Genomic DNA, 17547 nt, shown 5'->3' on the forward strand with positions numbered 1-17547 from the left:
GTTTTTAGAAACAAGCGCTATCTTTAAGCGGAAACGTAGTCGGCAATACACATCAGGCCTCTGGGTTCCAGAGATTCTTAACAGAACCTTAAAAAGTACTGTCAAGTCTTTTCGAGACGACTAACCCACGGCATACTCGGCCGTGTTTTCCCCTCAACCCACTGCCCCTCAACCGCCATGGTCGCCGTTCCTGCTCGCCCGATTCCTCAGCCCCGCCCGCTGACGGTAGTCACGCCGGTTGCTACTCCACGGAACCGCTCGCGATCGTCGCTAAAAACGCGTAGTTGGCCTTGGTTGGGCGTCTGTCAAAAAATTGGTCTGGGGCTGGGAGCCAGCCTAGGGGCAGGTGTCTTGGGCGTCTATTGCTTCAATGTCTACCTCGACTCTCGCTGGAGTCGGAATTTCCAACAGCTCGATCAGTTGCGACAACAGGAACTGAAGCTGACAGCTACCACAGCATTGCTACGGGATGAGGTGTTGGAACAGGGTCAGCAAAGCGGCAAAGGCTGGGTATCGGCCAAACCCTCGGATTTGATCTTCTTGCAACCTGCACCGCCGCGCCCGGCCAATCCTGTACCTGCACCTGAATTGCCAGCCCCCACAGCCTCCGTAGGATATTGACGATGACGGTACTGCCGCAAGCGAGAGGAGGTCGGAATTCCCGGCGATCACCGCGTCGCTCAGTACCGCAGCAGGTCATTGAACCACGGCGAATACTCGCCATTTGGCTACTGCTGGTGATTGGCGCTGCTCTCTTAGGTTGGCGTCTGTTTACCGTGCAGGTGCTAGAAGGGCCAATGCTCCGACAAAAAGCCACGGAACAGCAGCGAGTGATGCTGTCGCCCTTCCTGCCACGGCGGCCCATCATCGATCAGCAGGGCAATCTGATTGCCCTCGACCAAGAGATTTATACCCTCTACGTTCACCCCCAGCTTTTCAAAGAGCCCATTCCTAGCGTGGCCCAAAAACTGGCGCCGATTCTAGGGATGGACGTCAGTACCCTGACACAGCGATTCCAGTCGCAAAAGAGTGGCATTCGCCTGCGATCGGATCTGTCGCGCGAGGCCGTGACTGCTCTGCGGAAGCTTTACCTTGATGGCCTCGAGTTTGAGCAGCGGGCCCAGCGCCTCTATCCCTTCAAGGATCTCTATGCCAATATCGTTGGCTTTCTCAACGATGAGCGCAAAGGCCAAGCTGGATTGGAATTCAGCCAGCAGAATCTCTTGCAGCGGCCCGTCCTAAAAGCATCCGTCGAGCGATCGGGGGATGGTAGCTTGCTGCCTGATGGTGTGCCTGCTGGCTTCCTGCACCAAGATGATATGCGGCTGCAACTCACCTTGGATGGCCGCCTCCAACGCACCACACAAACAGCACTCCGGCAGCAATTAAAACGCTATTCCGCCAAACGGGGCGCGGCGCTGGTGATGGATGTGCGGGATGGCTCGATGTTGGCGCTAGTCAGTGAGCCGACCTACGACGCCAATCGCTATTTCGAAGCTGATCCCAAGCTCTTTAATGACTGGGCAGTTCATGATCTCTATGAGCCGGGGTCGACTTTTAAGCCGATCAATATTGCGATCGCCCTAGAAGAGAAAGTTCTCGACATTAACGATGTCATCTACGACGAAGGTCGCATCCAAGTCGGGGGCTGGCCAATCAACAACCACGACTTCAGCACAGCAGGCGGACGAGGACCCCTGAATCTGGCGCAAGTGATGCAGTATTCCAGCAATGTGGCCATGGTTCACATCGTGGAACGCATGCGGCCCCAACGCTATTTTGAATGGCTGCAAAAATTGCAAATCGATAAACCCGTTGGGACTGATTTGCCCTTTGCCACCGGCGGGCAGATCAAATCACGCGATGAGTTTGTCAACTATGTGATTGAGCCTGCAACAGCAGCATTTGGGCAGGGTTTCTCGCTGACCCCCCTCAAGCTTTTGCAGCTGCATGCCGCGATCGCCAATGGAGGCAAACTGGTCACGCCCCACGTCATCGCCGGACTAGTCGACAGTCAAGGTCAGCTCTACTGGCAGCCGCCGCGTCCTGAAGCACCACAACTCTTTTCTGCCGATACGTCGAAGCAGGTCATGGGTTTGATGGAGAGTGTGGTCGCTGCCGGTAGCGGAAAACCAGCCCAAGTTAAAGGGTATCGACTAGGTGGGAAAACCGGGACTGCCCAGAAAGCAGAAAATGGTGTGTATGTTGCAGGGGCGCGGATCACCAGCTTTGTGGGTGTTTTACCCGCAGACAATCCACGCTATGCCATGTTGGTCGTGGTCGATGAGCCGAAGGGGGATGACGCCTACGGCTCAACGGTTGCCGCTCCCGTTGTCAAGCAAATGGCGGAAGCCCTCGTTGCGATCGAGGGTTTGGCTCCTAACCAGAATTGAACCTGCTTGTGAAAATCCCTAGGATTCTAGTCACCATTCCTGGACTCGAGACAGTAACAAGGGAATTAACTAAGGCCCAAGGCCCTCACCTGAGCAGGTTCTGATCCGAATCCAATGTCCTGATTGAGTTTAGGGATGCTGGGGCATTTTGTTGGGGAGCAGAGCCGGCGATCGCTCATTGAGAAGGCGTTAGATTGGTCGTCCAAGTTTTGGCATCCCCGACTTCCACCTTGAGGAAGCCTTTGGAGTAGGCCGGGCTGGGGCAGCGATCGCGGTTGGCGTCAGGGTATTCAAAAGCATCCTCTTGCATACAAAAGGGGAAATCACCAGACCACAGTGTTTGATCTGACTCTGCAAAGACGTAGACCTCATCAACGCTATCGAGCAAGTTGGGGAAAAACTGACATTTACTCTGATCAAGATTCCACCAGCCTTCGCTGCGATAGCTATCGATTGAAGTATCGAAATAAGCGATCGCGACTGAAAGATTTTCACCCGATTGATTGCAGACTTCGTATCCAGCCTCATTGCGGTCTGGATTTTCAACCTGCTCAACCTGAGTTTCTTCAGGCTCACTAAACTGGTCAATTGCGATCGCTTGATTTCCTGCATTTTCTTTGACATAGCGCTCAGCGATGCGAGGCTCGATCGCAAAACCAATCCCTTCTGACTGCGCTGGATCCAGCTTGGAAACAACAACCCCAACAACGCAACCGCGCTTGTCGAGAACAGGGCCGCCCGAGTTACCTGGGTTGATGGCAATATCGGTTTGGATCAGGCCTTGATCGGTGACGAAGCGACTAATAATGCCTTGGGAAATGGACCATTCCTGGCCCAAGGGCGACCCGATCGCATAGACCGTGCTGGCCGTTTCAATGTCATCACTTAGCTTTAGGGGAGTGCCGATTTCTGTCTCCGTTTTAATTAAGGCCAAATCAGAAGAATCGGCCTCACCCTCACCAACCGCGAGCAACTGGGCGTCAACCACATTGCCACGGACATCCTTCACCGTCAGGGTGCCGCCATTCCCTTTGACCACATGAGCGTTGGTAAGAATGATGGAGCCGTTGTCATTTTTGACGACAAAACCAGAGCCCAAACCTGTGGCCGTTTCGATTTTGACCACACTGCCCTTGCTGCGCTTGAAGATATCGCTCGCTTCCAGCTGGCGTGAACCACACAGGTTACCCGACGGGTTTAATGCCTGCCGCGATCGCCCACAGCTTTGAACGAGCAAGGAGACGAGTGCAAGGCCCAGCAGTGGCTGCCAGATCCGAGAAACAGTAGGCATGGGAATCTGCGATCGCGAAGAAGCATTTGTTCTGCAGTGTAGGGTCTGGTTTTGATCCTGCAACTACGGCTAGGAACACTAGGACGGGATGATCGCTGGTGCCAGCGGGATCAGACAGGTGACTGTGGTCCCCAAACCCTCGCCAGGGCTAAACAGTTCAACAATGCCACCCATACTCTCCAGCAAGCGTCGACAGATCACCAGCCCCAAGCCACTCCCACCAAACTGCCGTGTCAGAGAGCTATCCGCCTGACTGAAGGATTGAAAGAGACTGCCCTGTCGCTCGGGGGCAACACCAATACCACTGTCTTCAATCTCCAGCCGTAGATAGCCCGGTAGATTCTGCCCATTGGCGCAAAGGGGCTGCCAAACCGCTGTTGCTCGCACTTCAACGTAGCCAGTGAGCGTAAATTTAATCGCATTGCCCACGAGGTTAAAGAGCACCTGCAGCGACCGTTGGCGATCGCCCCAGAGGGCAACCGATTCGGTCTCCGCAGCAATACGACAGCGATAGACCAGCCCTTTGGCTTGTGCTTGGCTCCGCAGACAGGTTTCTACCTCCGCCAGCAAGTTCCGTAGTGGCACGGTTTCGGCTTGGAGCTGCAGCCGTCCGGCTTCGATGCGGGCGATATCGAGAATGTCATTGATGATGCCTAGCAGATGCAATGCCGAATGATAGGCCCCGGCAATAAACTCCTGGCGTTCCTCTGGCGTCTCGGCCAAGTCGTCTTGAAGAAGCTGCAGATAGCCAATCATGCCGGTCAGCGGCGTACGTAGCTCGTGGGAGGTATTGGCGAGGAAGTCGGTCTTCAGTTGCGAAAGGGCTTCCGACTGACGATGGGCTTCGATCAAGGCCTGCTGCTGTTCCAACAAAGTTTGATTTGCTCGCTGCAATTCCAGGGCCAACGCCTGGCTTTGGGCGTAGAGGCGAGCATGAGCCAGTGCAGTCCCCACCTGATCCGCCAGCTCCCAAACCAGATCGCGATCGCCCGCAGTCAATTCCTCCGCCGATCGCAGCAGCAAAACACCGTTGGGATGATCTTGATAGCCGGTTGGAACCATCCAGATTGGTTCCGCTGGCGATCGTTCAAAATCAACTACTGCTTGAGTGGGTCGCAAACTCAGCAAGGCATCCGCTAGCGAAGGATTCCTGGCGATCGCCAATTGCTCGCCCAAGACGACCGGCAGGTGCGCCTGACGATACTCCGCCACAATTGCGATCGCCGTTGATCCCAACTCGTAGGGACAGAGCAAGCAACGCTGCAGTCCAAGTGCCTGCCCAAGCCCTTGCACCGTATGTCGCCAAATTGTCTCAGGGTCGAGGGTGCGGCGAATATCCCAGGCGATTTGGGCAAACAGCTTGGCATGGTGGGGTGGCGCGATCGCGATCGGGGGTTCTGGTAACGCCTCGGGTAGCGGCTCCTGCTGCCGCCCAATCACCAGTAATAAAGTGCTGGCCTGCTGCGGTTGCAGAATTGGACTAAGCGTCAGGTCGAAAACGTAAACCTGTCCCTGAAAACGAAAGCCAGTACGAAATTGCTCAGCACGGCCGCGATGCATGGCTCGCCGCATCCGCGCCAAGTAGAGGTTGAGATCAACCGGCGTAAACTGCTCGCCGAGGTAACTCCCGACGACTTGCTCGCTGTTCAGGCCCAGCCATTGGCCACTGCGCCAAGCAAACGAGAGGTAGCGTCCGAGAAGATCTTGGACGTAGTACAGATCGGCGGTGGAGGCGAGTTGCGCTGCTGACGGCGTAATCCAAGCCAGCTCCAGCGGGTTCGCAGCAGTCGAGCGCGAGGCAGACCCAGACATAGCGCGATCGACCTTCGACAGTCCGGCCTTAGCGTAGCAACCGTCGCGAGAAATGGCTGTTGAGCCGTTCCAGTCTCAAGAGAGCTTTAGACGGCCTTTAGAATGGGGAAGCTGCCTTGTCTGCTGCGCTTTTCCTACGGGTTCCGGCTGTATGACCGACGTTTCGGTTTCAAAAATTCGTAACTTTTGCATCATTGCCCACATCGACCACGGCAAATCGACCCTGGCCGATCGCTTATTGCAAGAAACGGGAACGGTGCAAGCCCGCGAAATGAAGGAACAGTTCCTCGACAACATGGAACTGGAGCGGGAGCGCGGCATCACGATCAAGCTGCAGGCAGCGCGGATGAACTACCGTGCTCAGGACGGCGAGCAGTATGTGCTCAATCTGATCGACACCCCCGGCCACGTTGACTTTTCCTACGAAGTCTCGCGATCGCTGCAGGCCTGCGAAGGGGCGCTGCTGGTCGTCGATGCCTCCCAGGGTGTAGAGGCGCAGACCTTGGCCAACGTTTATCTGGCCTTGGAAAATGATCTAGAGATCATTCCAGTCCCGAACAAGATCGACTTGCCTGGGGCCGATCCAGAACGGGTCAAGCGCGAAATTGAAGAAGTGATCGGGCTGGACTGTAGCGGCGCGATCGAAGCATCAGCTAAATCTGGCATCGGCATCGGTGAAATTTTAGAGAGCATCGTTCACTTGGTGCCGCCCCCCAGCGATACGACAGGGGAACCGCTGCGGGCACTGATCTTTGACAGCTATTACGACCCCTATCGCGGCGTCATCGTCTACTTCCGGGTCATCGACGGCACCGTCCGCAAGGGCGATCGCATCCGACTGATGGCTTCGGGTAAGGAATACGAGATCGACGAGCTGGGCGTACTTTCCCCCAACCAAGTTCAAGTCGAAGAATTACATGCGGGTGAAGTCGGCTACATTGCTGCTTCGATCAAAGCCGTGGCTGATGCACGGGTCGGCGACACGATCACCTTGGCAAGGGCCAGAGCGACCGAACCGCTGCCGGGCTACGTCGAAGCCAAGCCGATGGTCTTCTGCGGCCTCTTCCCGACGGATAGCGATCGCTATCCCGATCTGCGAGACGCCTTAGAAAAGCTGCAACTTAGTGATGCGGCGTTGCAGTACGAACCGGAAACTTCCAGCGCTATGGGCTTTGGTTTCCGCTGCGGCTTCCTGGGGCTGCTGCACATGGAAATTGTGCAAGAACGGCTGGAGCGGGAATACAACCTCGACCTGATCACGACAGCACCGTCAGTGGTCTATCAAGTCACCACGCTGGATGGCGAAGTGCTGCGGCTGGATAACCCCTCCAAACTGCCGCCGCCACAACAGCGCGAAAAGATTGAAGAGCCCTACGTCAAAGTTGAAATCATCACGCCCGAAAACTATGTCGGAGCCCTGATGGATCTCTGCCAAACCCGTCGTGGCATCTTCATCGACATGAAGTATCTGACCCAAGAGCGGACGACGCTGATCTACGAAATGCCCTTGGCGGAGGTAGTGACGGACTTCTTCGACCAGATGAAGTCGCGCACCAAAGGCTACGCCAGCATGGAGTACTCGCTGATTGGCTACCGCGAAGGCGAGCTGGTGCGGATGGATATCCTAATCAATAGCGAGCCGGTCGATCCCCTCGCGACGATCGTGCACCGCGACAAGGCTTACTACGTGGGTAAGGCACTGGTGGAGAAACTGAAAGAGCTGATTCCCCGCCACCAGTTCAAAATTCCGCTGCAGGCCGCGATCGGCTCTCGCGTGATTGCCAGCGAAAGCATTCCGGCGCTGCGCAAAGACGTCTTGGCCAAGTGCTACGGCGGCGATATCAGCCGCAAGAAAAAGCTGTTGCAAAAGCAGGCCAAGGGCAAAAAACGGATGAAGGCGATCGGGACGGTGGATGTTCCCCAAGAAGCCTTCATGGCTGTCCTCAAGCTCGATCGCGAAGGCTGATGACCGTTCCCGATTCCGTCACCCCGTGGTGGCAACAACTCTGGCAGCACCAAAAGGAAAACCTTTTGTTAGTGCTGCTGGCCATCGTTCTAGCGCTGGTAATTCGCGGCTGGGTTGCGGAACCGCGCTTCATCCCCTCTGATTCCATGCTGCCGACGCTGCACGTGGGCGATCGCCTACTCGTGGAAAAAATCAGCTATCAACTGCACACCCCCCAGCCAGGAGACATCGTTGTTTTTCAGCCTCCGCAGATTTTGCAGCAGGCTGGCTATGGCGCTGATCAGGCCTTCATCAAACGGGTGATTGCACGATCGGGGCAGACCGTCCAAGTTCACAAGGGTCAAGTCTGGGTGGATGGTCAACCCTTGACAGAGCCCTACGTGGCGGAATTGCCTGCCTACGAGTGGGGGCCCTATCCCGTGCCCGAACATTGCCTGTTTGTGATGGGTGATAACCGCAACAACAGCAATGACTCACACATTTGGGGGTTCTTGCCCGAGAGGAATGTCATTGGTCGCGCTTGGGTGCGCTTTTGGCCATTGGATCGTTGGGGACGGGTGACAGCTCCAGCGATCGGAACCCGCCTCGAGCAGACTGCACCGCTCGGCTAGAGTGAAAACAGACAGATTTATTGGACGGTGATGATGAGTTCTTCGCTTGGTCTACTGCTCAACACGCTTTCAATCACCCTCAACATCTACTTTGTCCTGCTGATCATCCGCGTCTTACTGAGCTGGTTCCCTAACTTTCAGAGCAGTCAGTTCATGCTGATTTTGGGTCAACTCACCGATCCCTATTTGAATCTGTTCCGGCGCGTCATTCCGCCCTTGGGTGGCATGGACTTTTCACCGATTTTGGCCTTTTTCATCTTGCAAGCCGTGACCCAAGCCGTTCAACAGCTTGCCGTCCAAACCTCGGGCAGTTTTTCGGCTTTTTACTAAAGCTCGAATTAAGGCGATCGCTCGGTCCGGTTCAAGCCGCTTCTAGCGGTGCCATGGTCAGGCCTTCACGCCGCAACTGTTCGTGATAGAGCTCCGCTTGCTCTTGGGGGCCGCTCCAAACGGTGGCGGCTCCTTCGTAGTGGACCTGATTCGTGAGATCCCAAGCGCGATCGCCGGTCATGCCCGGAATGTATTTCAGCAGGCATTCCGCCACGTGCTGAAACGTATTGACGTCATCATCGAGCACGATCACACGGAAGTGCGGATAGGGCTGGCGAACCCGCGTTGTCGTTGTACCCGGGGCAGTAGCTGGTGCGGCGATCGCTTGCAGAGAACAGGTCAACACGGTCAAAACAAAAGCATCGTTTCTCGATCGTTTTTTAACACAAGGGCGAGGGACGCCTAGAATACTAAGAACGCTCTCATCAGGTTGGGGACTCATGGAACTGTTGACCTTCGGTTGGGCCGCTTTGCTGGCTGTCTTCACGTTCTCGCTGGCAATGGTGGTCTGGGGTCGGAATGGCGACGGCAGCATTGGCTTCTAGGTCAGCGCGATCGCTATGACTGAATTTTTACCGTCCATCTTGGCAGTGGTCGCCCTCAGTTTGATGGTGGCGGTTACTGCTGGTGTCATCTATCTCACCGCTGTCGATTGGCGAGATAAGCGTCGTCGGGCTCGCGAAGGCAGCTCCCGCTAGCGATCGCGCCCATCCATCGGCACTGAATGACCAAAAACCGCCACAGCGTTCTGCCATGGCGGTTTTTTGCTAGGCAATTAATGCCGGTGTTGGTTAGACAGATGCTGCTTCCAAACTGGGATAGTCGGTGTAGCCGTGCTCATCGCCACCGTAGAAGGTGTTGCGATCGTAGGGATTAAGGGGCGCATCTAAGGCAAAACGCTCCACCAGGTCGGGATTGGAGATGTAGAGTCGGCCAAAGGCGACTAAATCTGCTGCTCCCGAGGCAATCGCGGCTTCAGCAGTCGAGCGACTGTAACCACCGGCGGCAATCACTGGACCGTTGTAGAGCGATCGGAACACCGGCGTTGCCATCTGGTTGAATTCAGGACTTTCCTCCGCCTTGTCCCAACGCGGTTCAATCCAGTGCAGGTAAGCCAGATTGTAAGGATTCAGCATCTGGGCGACATAGCTGAACAGACCGACGGGATCGGAGTCGCGCATGTCATTGAACTGGCCCCAAGGGGAGAGGCGTAGACCAACGCGATCGCTTCCCCAAACACTGATCACGGCGTCGAGGACTTCGCGCAGGAAACGGCTGCGGTTTTCAAAGGAACCACCATAGCGATCGCTACGCTGACTGGTGCCATCCTGCGAAAACTGATCGATCAGATAGCCGTTGGCCCCGTGGACCTCAACACCATCAAAGCCCGCCGCTAAAGCATTTTCAGCCGCACGGCGATAGTCTTCCACAACGCCCGCAATCTCCTCGGTTTCCAAAGCGCGCGGCGTCACAAAGGGCTGTTCTCCTTGGAAGGTTGCAGCCATGCCTGCTGGCTGAATTGCACTCGGAGCAACGGGCAGTGCGCCGTCGGGCTGCAGCGATGGATGGGAAATCCGCCCGACGTGCCAAAGCTGCAAGAAGATGCAGCCGCCACGATCGTGGACGGCCTGCACAATCGGTTTCCACCCTTCAACCTGTTCAGGCGAGTGGATGCCTGGGGTGAGGGGGTAGCCCTGTCCTTGCGGTGAAATCTGACTGGCTTCCGTGATAATCAGCCCTGCTGAAGCGCGTTGCTGGTAATAGAGAACGTTCAGGTCGTTGGGGATATTGTCTGGCCCAGTGGCACGGTTGCGGGTCAGCGGCGCCATCACAATGCGATTGCGCAACTCGTAGCGACCGACTTGCACCGGCGTCAGCAGTTTGAGCGATTCGGACATAGGTCACAGCAGTTCATCAAGATCGCTATCCTACGGAATTTTGTTCGAGCGATCGCTGTCTGCAGGGTTTCAGATCATCACTGGGGTGGCACTGGCGGCTCATCAAGCGATTCGATCAGTAAATCTAACTCGGCTTGCTTGTCGCGCAGGAAGCGATCGCATTGCTGCAGCCGTTGACTAGCCTGTTGAAACTGCTCCACTACCTCGGCTAGGGGCAGTTCACCACTTTCTAGTTGTTGGACAATTTGTTCAACTTCCGCGATCGCGGTTTCGTAGCTCCAAGCAGGTTTGGCTTTAGCCATTGCGCAATCCAGCAGTACTAATTTGAACTGTAGCGAGCAAGGGCGAGGCGATCGCTCCTCAGTGAGGCTGGACAGGCGTGCGTTATCCCTTCACACCACTGGCAGCCGCCGAAGGCACAATGTAGCGCTGCAGCGCCAAGAAAACGCCAAAGACCGGCAAAATCGACAACACTGAACCCGCCGCTACCAATCGCCAATCGAGGGAGAAGCCGCTGGCGAGGGTCGCGATCCCCAAGGGCAAGGTGTAGCGATCGGGCTCATCCAAAATGATCAGCGGCCAGAGGAAGTCACTCCAAGAGCCGATGAACACGAAGATCGCCAGCGTAATCAGTGCAGGCCGCGCCGACGGAATCATCACATTCCACCAGACGCCCAAGTCATTGCAGCCATCGATGCGTGCGGCCTCTTCCAAGTCTTTGGGGATTCCTTGAAAGGCTTGGCGCAACAGAAAAATGCCAAAGGCCGAAGCCAAATAAGGGAAGACCAAGCCAAGGTAGGTGTTGCGCAGGCCAAGATTGATGATCAGTACGTAGAGCGGAATCATCACCACCTGAAAGGGAATCAGGATGGTTGCCACAATCAGCAGAAACAAAGTTTGCCGCCCTTTAAATTCCAATCGCGCCAAGGGATAAGCGGCCAGGGAGCAAAACAGCAGATTAAGTCCCACCGTCAACAGAGCCACCCAGGTGCTGTTAAGGAAGTATTGCCCCAGCGGATTCTCAGTCCAGACGCGGCGGAAATTATCGAGCGTCGGTTGGGTGGGCAGAAACTGTGGCGGAAACTGAAAAATATCCTCACCAGCTGACTTGAAAGCCGTGCTGACCAGCCAGAGGAGCGGGATCAACATCGCCACCGCGATCGTCCCCAGCAGCAGGTAGAGCAGAAGCGATCGGAATCCAGCAGAGAGACGCACAGCAGTATTTCCTGACCCGAATCGCTCTCAGCCTAGGCGAAGATGCGATCAGCGGGAAGTCTTCTCGCAAGATCGAGGGGCTTAGCCAACATTATTGAGCGATGCTGCTCTTCCATCACAGGCACGCCAGCCTCGATCTACAGCCCTGAAAAATCCTTCAAGACGCGCTGCCGACTGCGAGTTAACCAAGATTGGAGCGATTCTGCTGCGACCGGTTGATCCAAGGTTGGTGGGGTCCAGCCTAAAGCGACCGTCTGTTTAACCAACCGATAACAGCCCCCATGCTGCTCAATCGACGGCACTTCACAGCTGGCGGTTTCCCAAAGATGCGCTGGCCGTTGTCGCTGTAAGCGGACATGGTGACGTTGCCCATCGATTGCAGTGGGTGGTAGCAGGGCTGCTCCTTGCTGCTGTCGCCAGCGACGGTAGACCGGATTGAGTTGAGTGGCTTTGGCGGCAAAGGTTTGCAGAGAAGCCGTGAGCGCGCCAGCCTGTGCTGCAATCTCAGCCGCTAGCCCATCGAGCTGAGCCAGCTCTTGCTGCATATCTGATGCCAGATCAGCAGGAAGGCTCTGAACCTCGGCTTCGAGCTGGGCGATCGCAGCATCCAACTCGGCCAGAGCCTCGGGTGCAGCAGGCCGAGGCGCCAATCTGCGGGGTTTAGTCTGCATGGGCACAGTCTCACGTTGCCGACAGCGTAGCGCGACCTTTTCCGCTCTGGGGAGCTTTTCAGCTAGTTGTGGATGAGCCGGGCAATGAGTCCACCCACATCAGAAAACTCATAATTCTTTATGTTTTTCTCATGCAAGAACAGCCCAATCCCCCATGTTTGGTAAGCCTCAATACAATTTGGGGGATCGAGCAATTACAGCTTGGGGCAGGGTTGAGGGCGATCGCGAGGTCTGATCTGAGCAGCTCTAAGCGTGGGTTTTTATCAGCGAATCTTGAGAATCCGAGTAAATTGGCAGCGACAAAAGTGGTTAATTTCTCAGATTTTAATTACTGAAGATGCAATTAAATTTCTTGAATCCTATTAGCTAGAAGTACAGCCTTGGCTGACTAGGGCAGGGCTGACAGTGTCATTGCTGATCCCTCGAGTTTTCTTTAGGTTTTATTTAGAAGTGCAAAGTAGTACTGCTATTATTGGCTTACGCTGAAAGTCTTTGGATCATTCCGAGACTGACTCAGTCGCTGCTAACGGAGTCTAACGGTTAGCTATGTTGGATGCTTCCATTTCGCCTGTTGTCCTGGTCATCTTGGATGGTTGGGGATATCGCAACGCTACTGAAGGCAACGCGATTCGTACGGCAGAGACGCCGATTATGGACGCACTCTGGGAGGCGTATCCCAGTACGCTGATTCACACCTCTGGTAAGGATGTCGGCTTGCCTGATGGCCAGATGGGCAACTCGGAAGTGGGACACCTCAACCTTGGGGCCGGCCGGATTGTGCCGCAGGAATTGGTACGCATCACTGACGCCGTTGAAGATGGCAGCATCCTCGAGAATCCTGCCCTGCTCCAAGCTTGTAGCGCCGTTCGTCAGCATGGCAGCAAGCTGCATCTGATCGGTCTTTGCTCTGATGGTGGGGTGCATGCTCACCTCGATCACCTCGGGGGCCTATTGAAGCTAGCAGCCGCTCAAGGCATTCAAGATGTCTATATCCATGCCATCACCGATGGCCGCGACACCAACCCCACTGAAGGCGTTAACTGCATCACCAAGATTGAACGCCTGATCGCCACTGCTGGTGTCGGTCAAATTGTCACGATCTGCGGCCGCTACTTTGCAATGGATCGCGATCGCCGTTGGGATCGGGTACGCAAAGCCTACGAGCTACTGACCATTGATGGCGAAGGCTGCGGCCAAACAGCGACAGAAGTCTTACAGGAAACCTACGCCAAAGGGGTTTCTGATGAATTTGTGGAGCCGACGCGGCTTGCTCCAGGTGCGATCGCTCCGGGGGACGGCGTGATCTTCTTCAACTTCCGCCCCGATCGTGCCCGTCAGCTAACTTACGCTTTCGTGGAAGCCGAGTTCGAAGGGTTTGAGCGCGACCTGATCCAGCCACTCACGTTTGTCACTTTCACTCAGTACGACGCCAACCTCAATGTGCCGGTGGCGTTTGAACCCCAGAACCTAACCAATATTCTGGGTGAGGTGGTCGCCAATCATGGTCTGCGCCAGTTCCGCACGGCCGAGACCGAGAAGTACCCGCACGTCACCTACTTCTTCAATGGCGGCATTGAGGAGCCTTTCCCTGGGGAAGATCGGGAACTGATCCCCAGCCCCATGGTAGCCACCTACGATCGCGCTCCCAAGATGTCGGCGCAGGCGGTGACTGATGCCGCGATCGCCGCGATCGACAAGGGGATCTACTCGCTGGTGGTGATCAACTACGCCAACCCCGACATGGTCGGTCACACCGGCAAAATGGGCGCGACGGTAGAAGCCATTGAGACCGTCGATCGCTGTTTAGGAAGACTGGTGAGTGCGATCAATCGGGCCGGCGGCACGGCTCTGATTACTGCCGACCATGGCAACGCCGAATACATGTGGGATGAAAACGGTGAGCCTTGGACTGCTCACACCACGAATTTGGTGCCGTTCATTGTGGTCGAAGGCGAGCGACGCAAGCTTCCCGGCTTTGGGACCGAAATCCCCCTGCGGGAAGATGGTCGACTCTCAGATATTGCACCGACGATCCTGCAGTTGCTAGGACTACCGCAGCCAGTGGAAATGACGGGGCGATCGATGATTGAACCCGCCGCCTACGAAGTCAAGCAAGGGCGGACGCCGGTTAAAGTAGGAGTCTAGTTACTTCTGTTTTTCGACCCATGCTGCAAAATATCCTGCAATTCGTCTGGATGGGCTCAGCGGCTGGCCTAGTTGTGCTGGTGTTGCTCCATAGCCCCAAGGGCGACGGCTTGGGCGGTATTGGCGGTCAAGGTCAACTGTTTACGAGCGCCAAAAGTGCTGAGAGCACGCTCAATCGCGTTACCTGGACGCTGTTCACCCTCTTTCTGTCGCTGACGATTGTGCTCAGTGCAGGCTGGCTCAACCGCGCCGCTGGCTAGTTCTGTGCGGGTTCAGCGATCGCGACTATGGCGACAGGGATTACTCCTATCGCTTCTACTAACTTTGCTGGCCGTGGCGCTTCCGATCGCTAGTCACTCAGCATCACCGAGCGATCGCTGTCAGGCTGATCGCAGTCGGCAAGTTTTGTCGAACAGCACCGAATTGCCGATCGCCCAACGAGTACATCCTTTGCCCGGCAACTGGGCTGGTTTGCCGCAGTCCAGCAATCACTATCTCGAGGCGATCGCTCCTAGTCGCTACGGATACTTGGTTTGGGCGGTGTCGCCGCTCTGTATCTACATTGAGCCTGCGAGTGTGGGCGACACAGCGGCGGAGCAACGGCAACAGCAGTGGCAGCAGGCAGTCAATCAAGCTGTGGCAGACTGGCGCCCCTACTTTGACCTCCAGCTCGTCAGTAATCCTGCAAAGGCAGACATCAGCATTTGGCGGCGATCGCCACCGCTCCGCCGCAATGCAGACGGGCAGCTCGATCGGGCTCGCACCGCTGAAACCAGCTTAGTCTTCTACCGCGAAGGCGATCGCGCCTTACCCCGCTACCGAATTGACCTCGGCCTCACGCAGGGCTTTGCCGGGCTGGTCTCTACTGCTCGCCATGAGTTGGGCCATGCTTTTGGCCTCTGGGGTCATAGCGATCAACCTGAGGATGTGATGTACGTCGCTCAGTCAAGCCGCAATATTCAGCTGACCGACCGCGACCTAGGAACGCTGCGGCACCTCTACCAGCAACCGACCCAGCTGGGCTGGCCGCTGCCGCGATCGCAGGATGGGCGGTCGCAGTAGGGTTTTCAGGATCAAAAGCAGCGATCGCCGTTCGCCCGGACTTTCTGGACGATGGTCTTCGCTTCCGTAGCAGTAGATTGTTTTAATCAGGCGATTTTGATCGATGGGCTGCGGCGCTAACCACAACCAAGTGCCTTGGGTATCGCGATCGCAGTGCTGAACTGGAACCGAGAGCGTTTGATCTCCCAAGCGCGTCAGGGTGAGAGAACCTTCCGGGAGGACCCAGTTGCCTTCGAGACGAATGACCATTTCACTTTGAGCTTGACTCCGTAGCGTCAGCACGTGTCCTGAATCAGTTTGTAGTTCTAAAGCCAGGGGGCGAGCAATCATGGCTTCGCGACCATCCCGAGGGGCATCCCAGAGCGCGAGCAACGCCACGGCCAGCAACACCAAGTTGTAGCCGGACCACCACAGCCCAAGAGCCAGACCTCGCATTTGGGTCTGATCGGCCTGCTGACTCAGCACCCACAACTGCCGCACGTTCAGCGCCAGACTGAGCCAGGTGGCAGCAAAGAGAATCAGCAGCGGCCAAGCTAACGCCCAGTTGAAGAAGAAGCGATCCTGCCGGAGTCCTTTGGGGGTGACGGCGAATTGGCAACGGAAGGGCTGCACCAGCGCTTGCAGACTGGTGATCGCCAGTGGCACAGCCAGCACTAAGGAGTAGATTTCGGAGAGTAGTGCCGATCGCGATCGCCGATTCAGCCAGTTGAAGACCGTCAGGTGCCCCAGGTAGATCGGCAGCAAGAAATAGAGCAGCTCGGGCCCAGTGGCCCGTAGCGGCATGATGCCAACGCCGTAGCCCAACGGCATCACCAGAAAGAGGATGCGCGGTAGGCTCGAGAACCAGTGCAACAGCCCCTCCAAGTGGCCGAGGCGCTGCAACGGATTGAGCCCTGGAACCGTTAGAGGGTTGGCCTGAATAAAGAAGGCTTGGAGCGTCCCCCTCGCCCAACGCAAGCGTTGCTTGGCATAGGCAGCCAAACTCTCCGGGGCCAAACCCTGACTCAGTTTTTCGTTGAGGTAAACCAGCTGGTAGCCTGCTGCTGCAATGCGGATCCCAGTGAAGTAGTCTTCGGACAGCGACTCGGTCACAAAACCACCGATCGCATCCAAAGCTTGGCGGCGCACAACAAAGGAGGTGCCCACGCAGACAACACTGCCGACGCCATCTCGCATCGGTTGAACATGTCGATAAAAGATTTCATCCTCGGGCGGAATCTGTTCAGCCAAGTCGAGGTTGTAGGCGATCGGGTCAGGGTTGTAGAAGCTTTGGGGCGTTTGCACCAGTCCGATGCGGCCGTCTTGGAAGAACCCGACCGTCCGCGCCAGAAAGGACTGCCGAGGAATAAAGTCGGCATCAAAGACCGCCACCAGTTCGCCTCGACAATTGGGCAAGGCGTAGTTGAGATTCCCGGCCTTAGCCCCCTGGCGATCGCGACGGGCTTGATAGCGACAGCCCAACTGCCGCGCTAGAGCCGCTACTTCTGGGCGATCGCCGTCATCGAGGACATGCACCGTTTTGGCGGCGTAATCCAAGGTCAAGCAACCGACGAGCGTCCGTCGTAGCAAACCCACGGGCTCGTTGTAGGTCGGCACCAAAATGTCGACGTGGGGCTGGTACTGCCCCTGTTGCACCGCCACTGCATACTGATCCGCCTGGGCTTGGCGATCGCGGGCTGCCACACTCAGCAACAACTGAATCAGCCCCGTGACCAGCAACAGCAGCTCCATGCCATAGAGAATCAGACTCAAACCGCCATTCAACGGGGTCGAGACATTGAGGGTTGAGAGCGATCGCCAGAGGAGATAGCGCACCGTCAGCAGTGCCAGAATACCAACCACTACGATCCGAGGCCAAAAACTGGGTCGGGTCCATAGCCGCGTAATCACCCACAGGCAGACCAGCAGCAGACAGGGCCAACTCCAGGCCCAGAGCCCTTCCATGGGCGTTTGCAACCAGAGCGGCGGCCGTTGTTGCCAGCGATCGATTGTTTGAAAAAATTGATTAGTGCGCGGTTCGCCCAGCACCCAAGCCATCTGTAAGCTGAGTAGCACTAGCAGTCCCCCTAGCGTGAAGAAGGTGGGGAGCTGTCGATTGTGGGAAAACCAGTGCCTAAGAGCGGCCAGAGTGGGCAGGGATTGTTGCCTGCTGA

At 56.3% G+C, this 17547-nt stretch carries 18 protein-coding genes; 10 read left to right on the forward strand and 8 right to left on the reverse strand.

The annotated features are described in order from the left end of the window. Positions 1–177: 177 nt before the first annotated feature. Positions 178–621 carry a hypothetical protein gene (locus tag SYC_RS05500; protein ID WP_011243348.1) on the forward strand — a complete coding sequence of 148 codons (444 nt, stop codon included), beginning with the start codon at positions 178–180 and terminating at the stop codon, positions 619–621. Between the two features lie 2 nt (positions 622–623). After that, complete coding sequence (locus SYC_RS05505) at positions 624–2393, forward strand: peptidoglycan D,D-transpeptidase FtsI family protein (RefSeq protein WP_011243349.1); 1770 nt, start codon at positions 624–626, stop codon at positions 2391–2393. A gap of 175 nt (positions 2394–2568) precedes the next feature. Here the strand turns inward: SYC_RS05505 and SYC_RS05510 are convergent, their stop codons facing one another. Together SYC_RS05510 and cikB are read right to left on the reverse strand one after the other, a co-directional pair. Next, positions 2569–3684 (reverse strand): trypsin-like peptidase domain-containing protein, encoded by a 1116-nt coding sequence (locus tag SYC_RS05510; RefSeq protein WP_041676970.1) that lies wholly within the window; start codon positions 3682–3684, stop codon positions 2569–2571. A gap of 78 nt (positions 3685–3762) precedes the next feature. Beyond that, positions 3763–5496, reverse strand: coding sequence for a photosynthesis regulation sensor histidine kinase CikB (cikB, locus tag SYC_RS05515; RefSeq protein ID WP_011243351.1), 1734 nt, complete (start codon positions 5494–5496; stop codon positions 3763–3765). A 151-nt stretch (positions 5497–5647) separates the two neighbouring features. Between cikB and lepA the strand changes: the two genes are divergently transcribed. Genes lepA through SYC_RS05530 form a run of 3 tightly spaced genes read left to right on the forward strand, consistent with a single transcriptional unit; the run spans position 5648 to position 8403 of the window. Then, positions 5648–7462, forward strand: coding sequence for a translation elongation factor 4 (gene lepA / locus SYC_RS05520; protein WP_041676973.1), 1815 nt, complete (start codon positions 5648–5650; stop codon positions 7460–7462). Next, positions 7462–8073 (forward strand): signal peptidase I, encoded by a 612-nt coding sequence (gene lepB / locus SYC_RS05525; RefSeq protein WP_011243353.1) that lies wholly within the window; start codon positions 7462–7464, stop codon positions 8071–8073. The genes lepA and lepB overlap by 1 nt, the downstream gene beginning before the upstream one ends. Before the next feature lie 30 nt (positions 8074–8103). Continuing rightward, entirely contained in the window at positions 8104–8403 is a 300-nt protein-coding gene (locus SYC_RS05530) for a YggT family protein (protein ID WP_011243354.1), read from the forward strand. A gap of 31 nt (positions 8404–8434) precedes the next feature. Here SYC_RS05530 and clpS read toward each other — a convergent pair whose 3' ends face one another. Continuing rightward, positions 8435–8725 (reverse strand): ATP-dependent Clp protease adapter ClpS, encoded by a 291-nt coding sequence (gene clpS / locus SYC_RS05535; RefSeq protein WP_321167215.1) that lies wholly within the window; start codon positions 8723–8725, stop codon positions 8435–8437. A gap of 118 nt (positions 8726–8843) precedes the next feature. On the opposite strand from clpS, the gene petN reads away from it, so the two are divergent. Both petN and SYC_RS13985 read left to right on the forward strand, forming a co-directional pair. Next, a complete protein-coding gene (gene petN / locus SYC_RS05540; protein ID WP_011243356.1) occupies positions 8844–8948 on the forward strand; it encodes a cytochrome b6-f complex subunit PetN in 105 nt (34 codons plus the stop codon). Between the two features lie 15 nt (positions 8949–8963). Then, positions 8964–9101 (forward strand): hypothetical protein, encoded by a 138-nt coding sequence (locus tag SYC_RS13985; protein WP_011377590.1) that lies wholly within the window; start codon positions 8964–8966, stop codon positions 9099–9101. Between the two features lie 93 nt (positions 9102–9194). Here the strand turns inward: SYC_RS13985 and SYC_RS05545 are convergent, their stop codons facing one another. The 4 genes from SYC_RS05545 to SYC_RS05560 form a co-directional block, all read right to left on the reverse strand. Then, complete coding sequence (locus tag SYC_RS05545; protein WP_011243357.1) at positions 9195–10301, reverse strand: alkene reductase; 1107 nt, start codon at positions 10299–10301, stop codon at positions 9195–9197. A gap of 77 nt (positions 10302–10378) precedes the next feature. Beyond that, entirely contained in the window at positions 10379–10603 is a 225-nt protein-coding gene (xseB, locus tag SYC_RS05550; protein WP_011243358.1) for an exodeoxyribonuclease VII small subunit, read from the reverse strand. Positions 10604–10685: 82 nt separating this feature from the next. Next, complete coding sequence (locus tag SYC_RS05555; protein WP_011243359.1) at positions 10686–11516, reverse strand: carbohydrate ABC transporter permease; 831 nt, start codon at positions 11514–11516, stop codon at positions 10686–10688. A gap of 137 nt (positions 11517–11653) precedes the next feature. After that, the gene (locus SYC_RS05560; RefSeq protein WP_041676975.1) at positions 11654–12187 is read right to left on the reverse strand and encodes a hypothetical protein; all 534 of its coding nucleotides are present in this window, start codon (positions 12185–12187) and stop codon (positions 11654–11656) included. A 546-nt stretch (positions 12188–12733) separates the two neighbouring features. Here SYC_RS05560 and gpmI point away from each other — a divergent pair. The 3 genes from gpmI to SYC_RS05580 are packed head-to-tail and all read left to right on the forward strand — an operon-like array spanning position 12734 to position 15394. Then, a complete protein-coding gene (gene gpmI / locus SYC_RS05570; RefSeq protein ID WP_011243361.1) occupies positions 12734–14332 on the forward strand; it encodes a 2,3-bisphosphoglycerate-independent phosphoglycerate mutase in 1599 nt (532 codons plus the stop codon). A gap of 20 nt (positions 14333–14352) precedes the next feature. After that, positions 14353–14592, forward strand: coding sequence for a preprotein translocase subunit SecG (gene secG, locus SYC_RS05575; protein WP_011243362.1), 240 nt, complete (start codon positions 14353–14355; stop codon positions 14590–14592). Next, positions 14561–15394, forward strand: a complete 834-nt coding sequence (locus SYC_RS05580; RefSeq protein ID WP_011243363.1) for a matrixin family metalloprotease — start codon at positions 14561–14563, stop codon at positions 15392–15394. The genes secG and SYC_RS05580 overlap by 32 nt, the downstream gene beginning before the upstream one ends. Here the strand turns inward: SYC_RS05580 and SYC_RS05585 are convergent. Beyond that, positions 15311–17449, reverse strand: a complete 2139-nt coding sequence (locus tag SYC_RS05585) for a glycosyltransferase family 2 protein (protein ID WP_234701807.1) — start codon at positions 17447–17449, stop codon at positions 15311–15313. The two genes, SYC_RS05580 and SYC_RS05585, sit on opposite strands and share 84 nt — an antisense overlap. Between the last annotated feature and the right edge of the window lie 98 nt (positions 17450–17547).

Origin of the sequence: Synechococcus elongatus PCC 6301 (assembly GCF_000010065.1) — a bacterium.
Lineage (GTDB): Bacteria > Cyanobacteriota > Cyanobacteriia > Synechococcales > Synechococcaceae > Synechococcus > Synechococcus elongatus.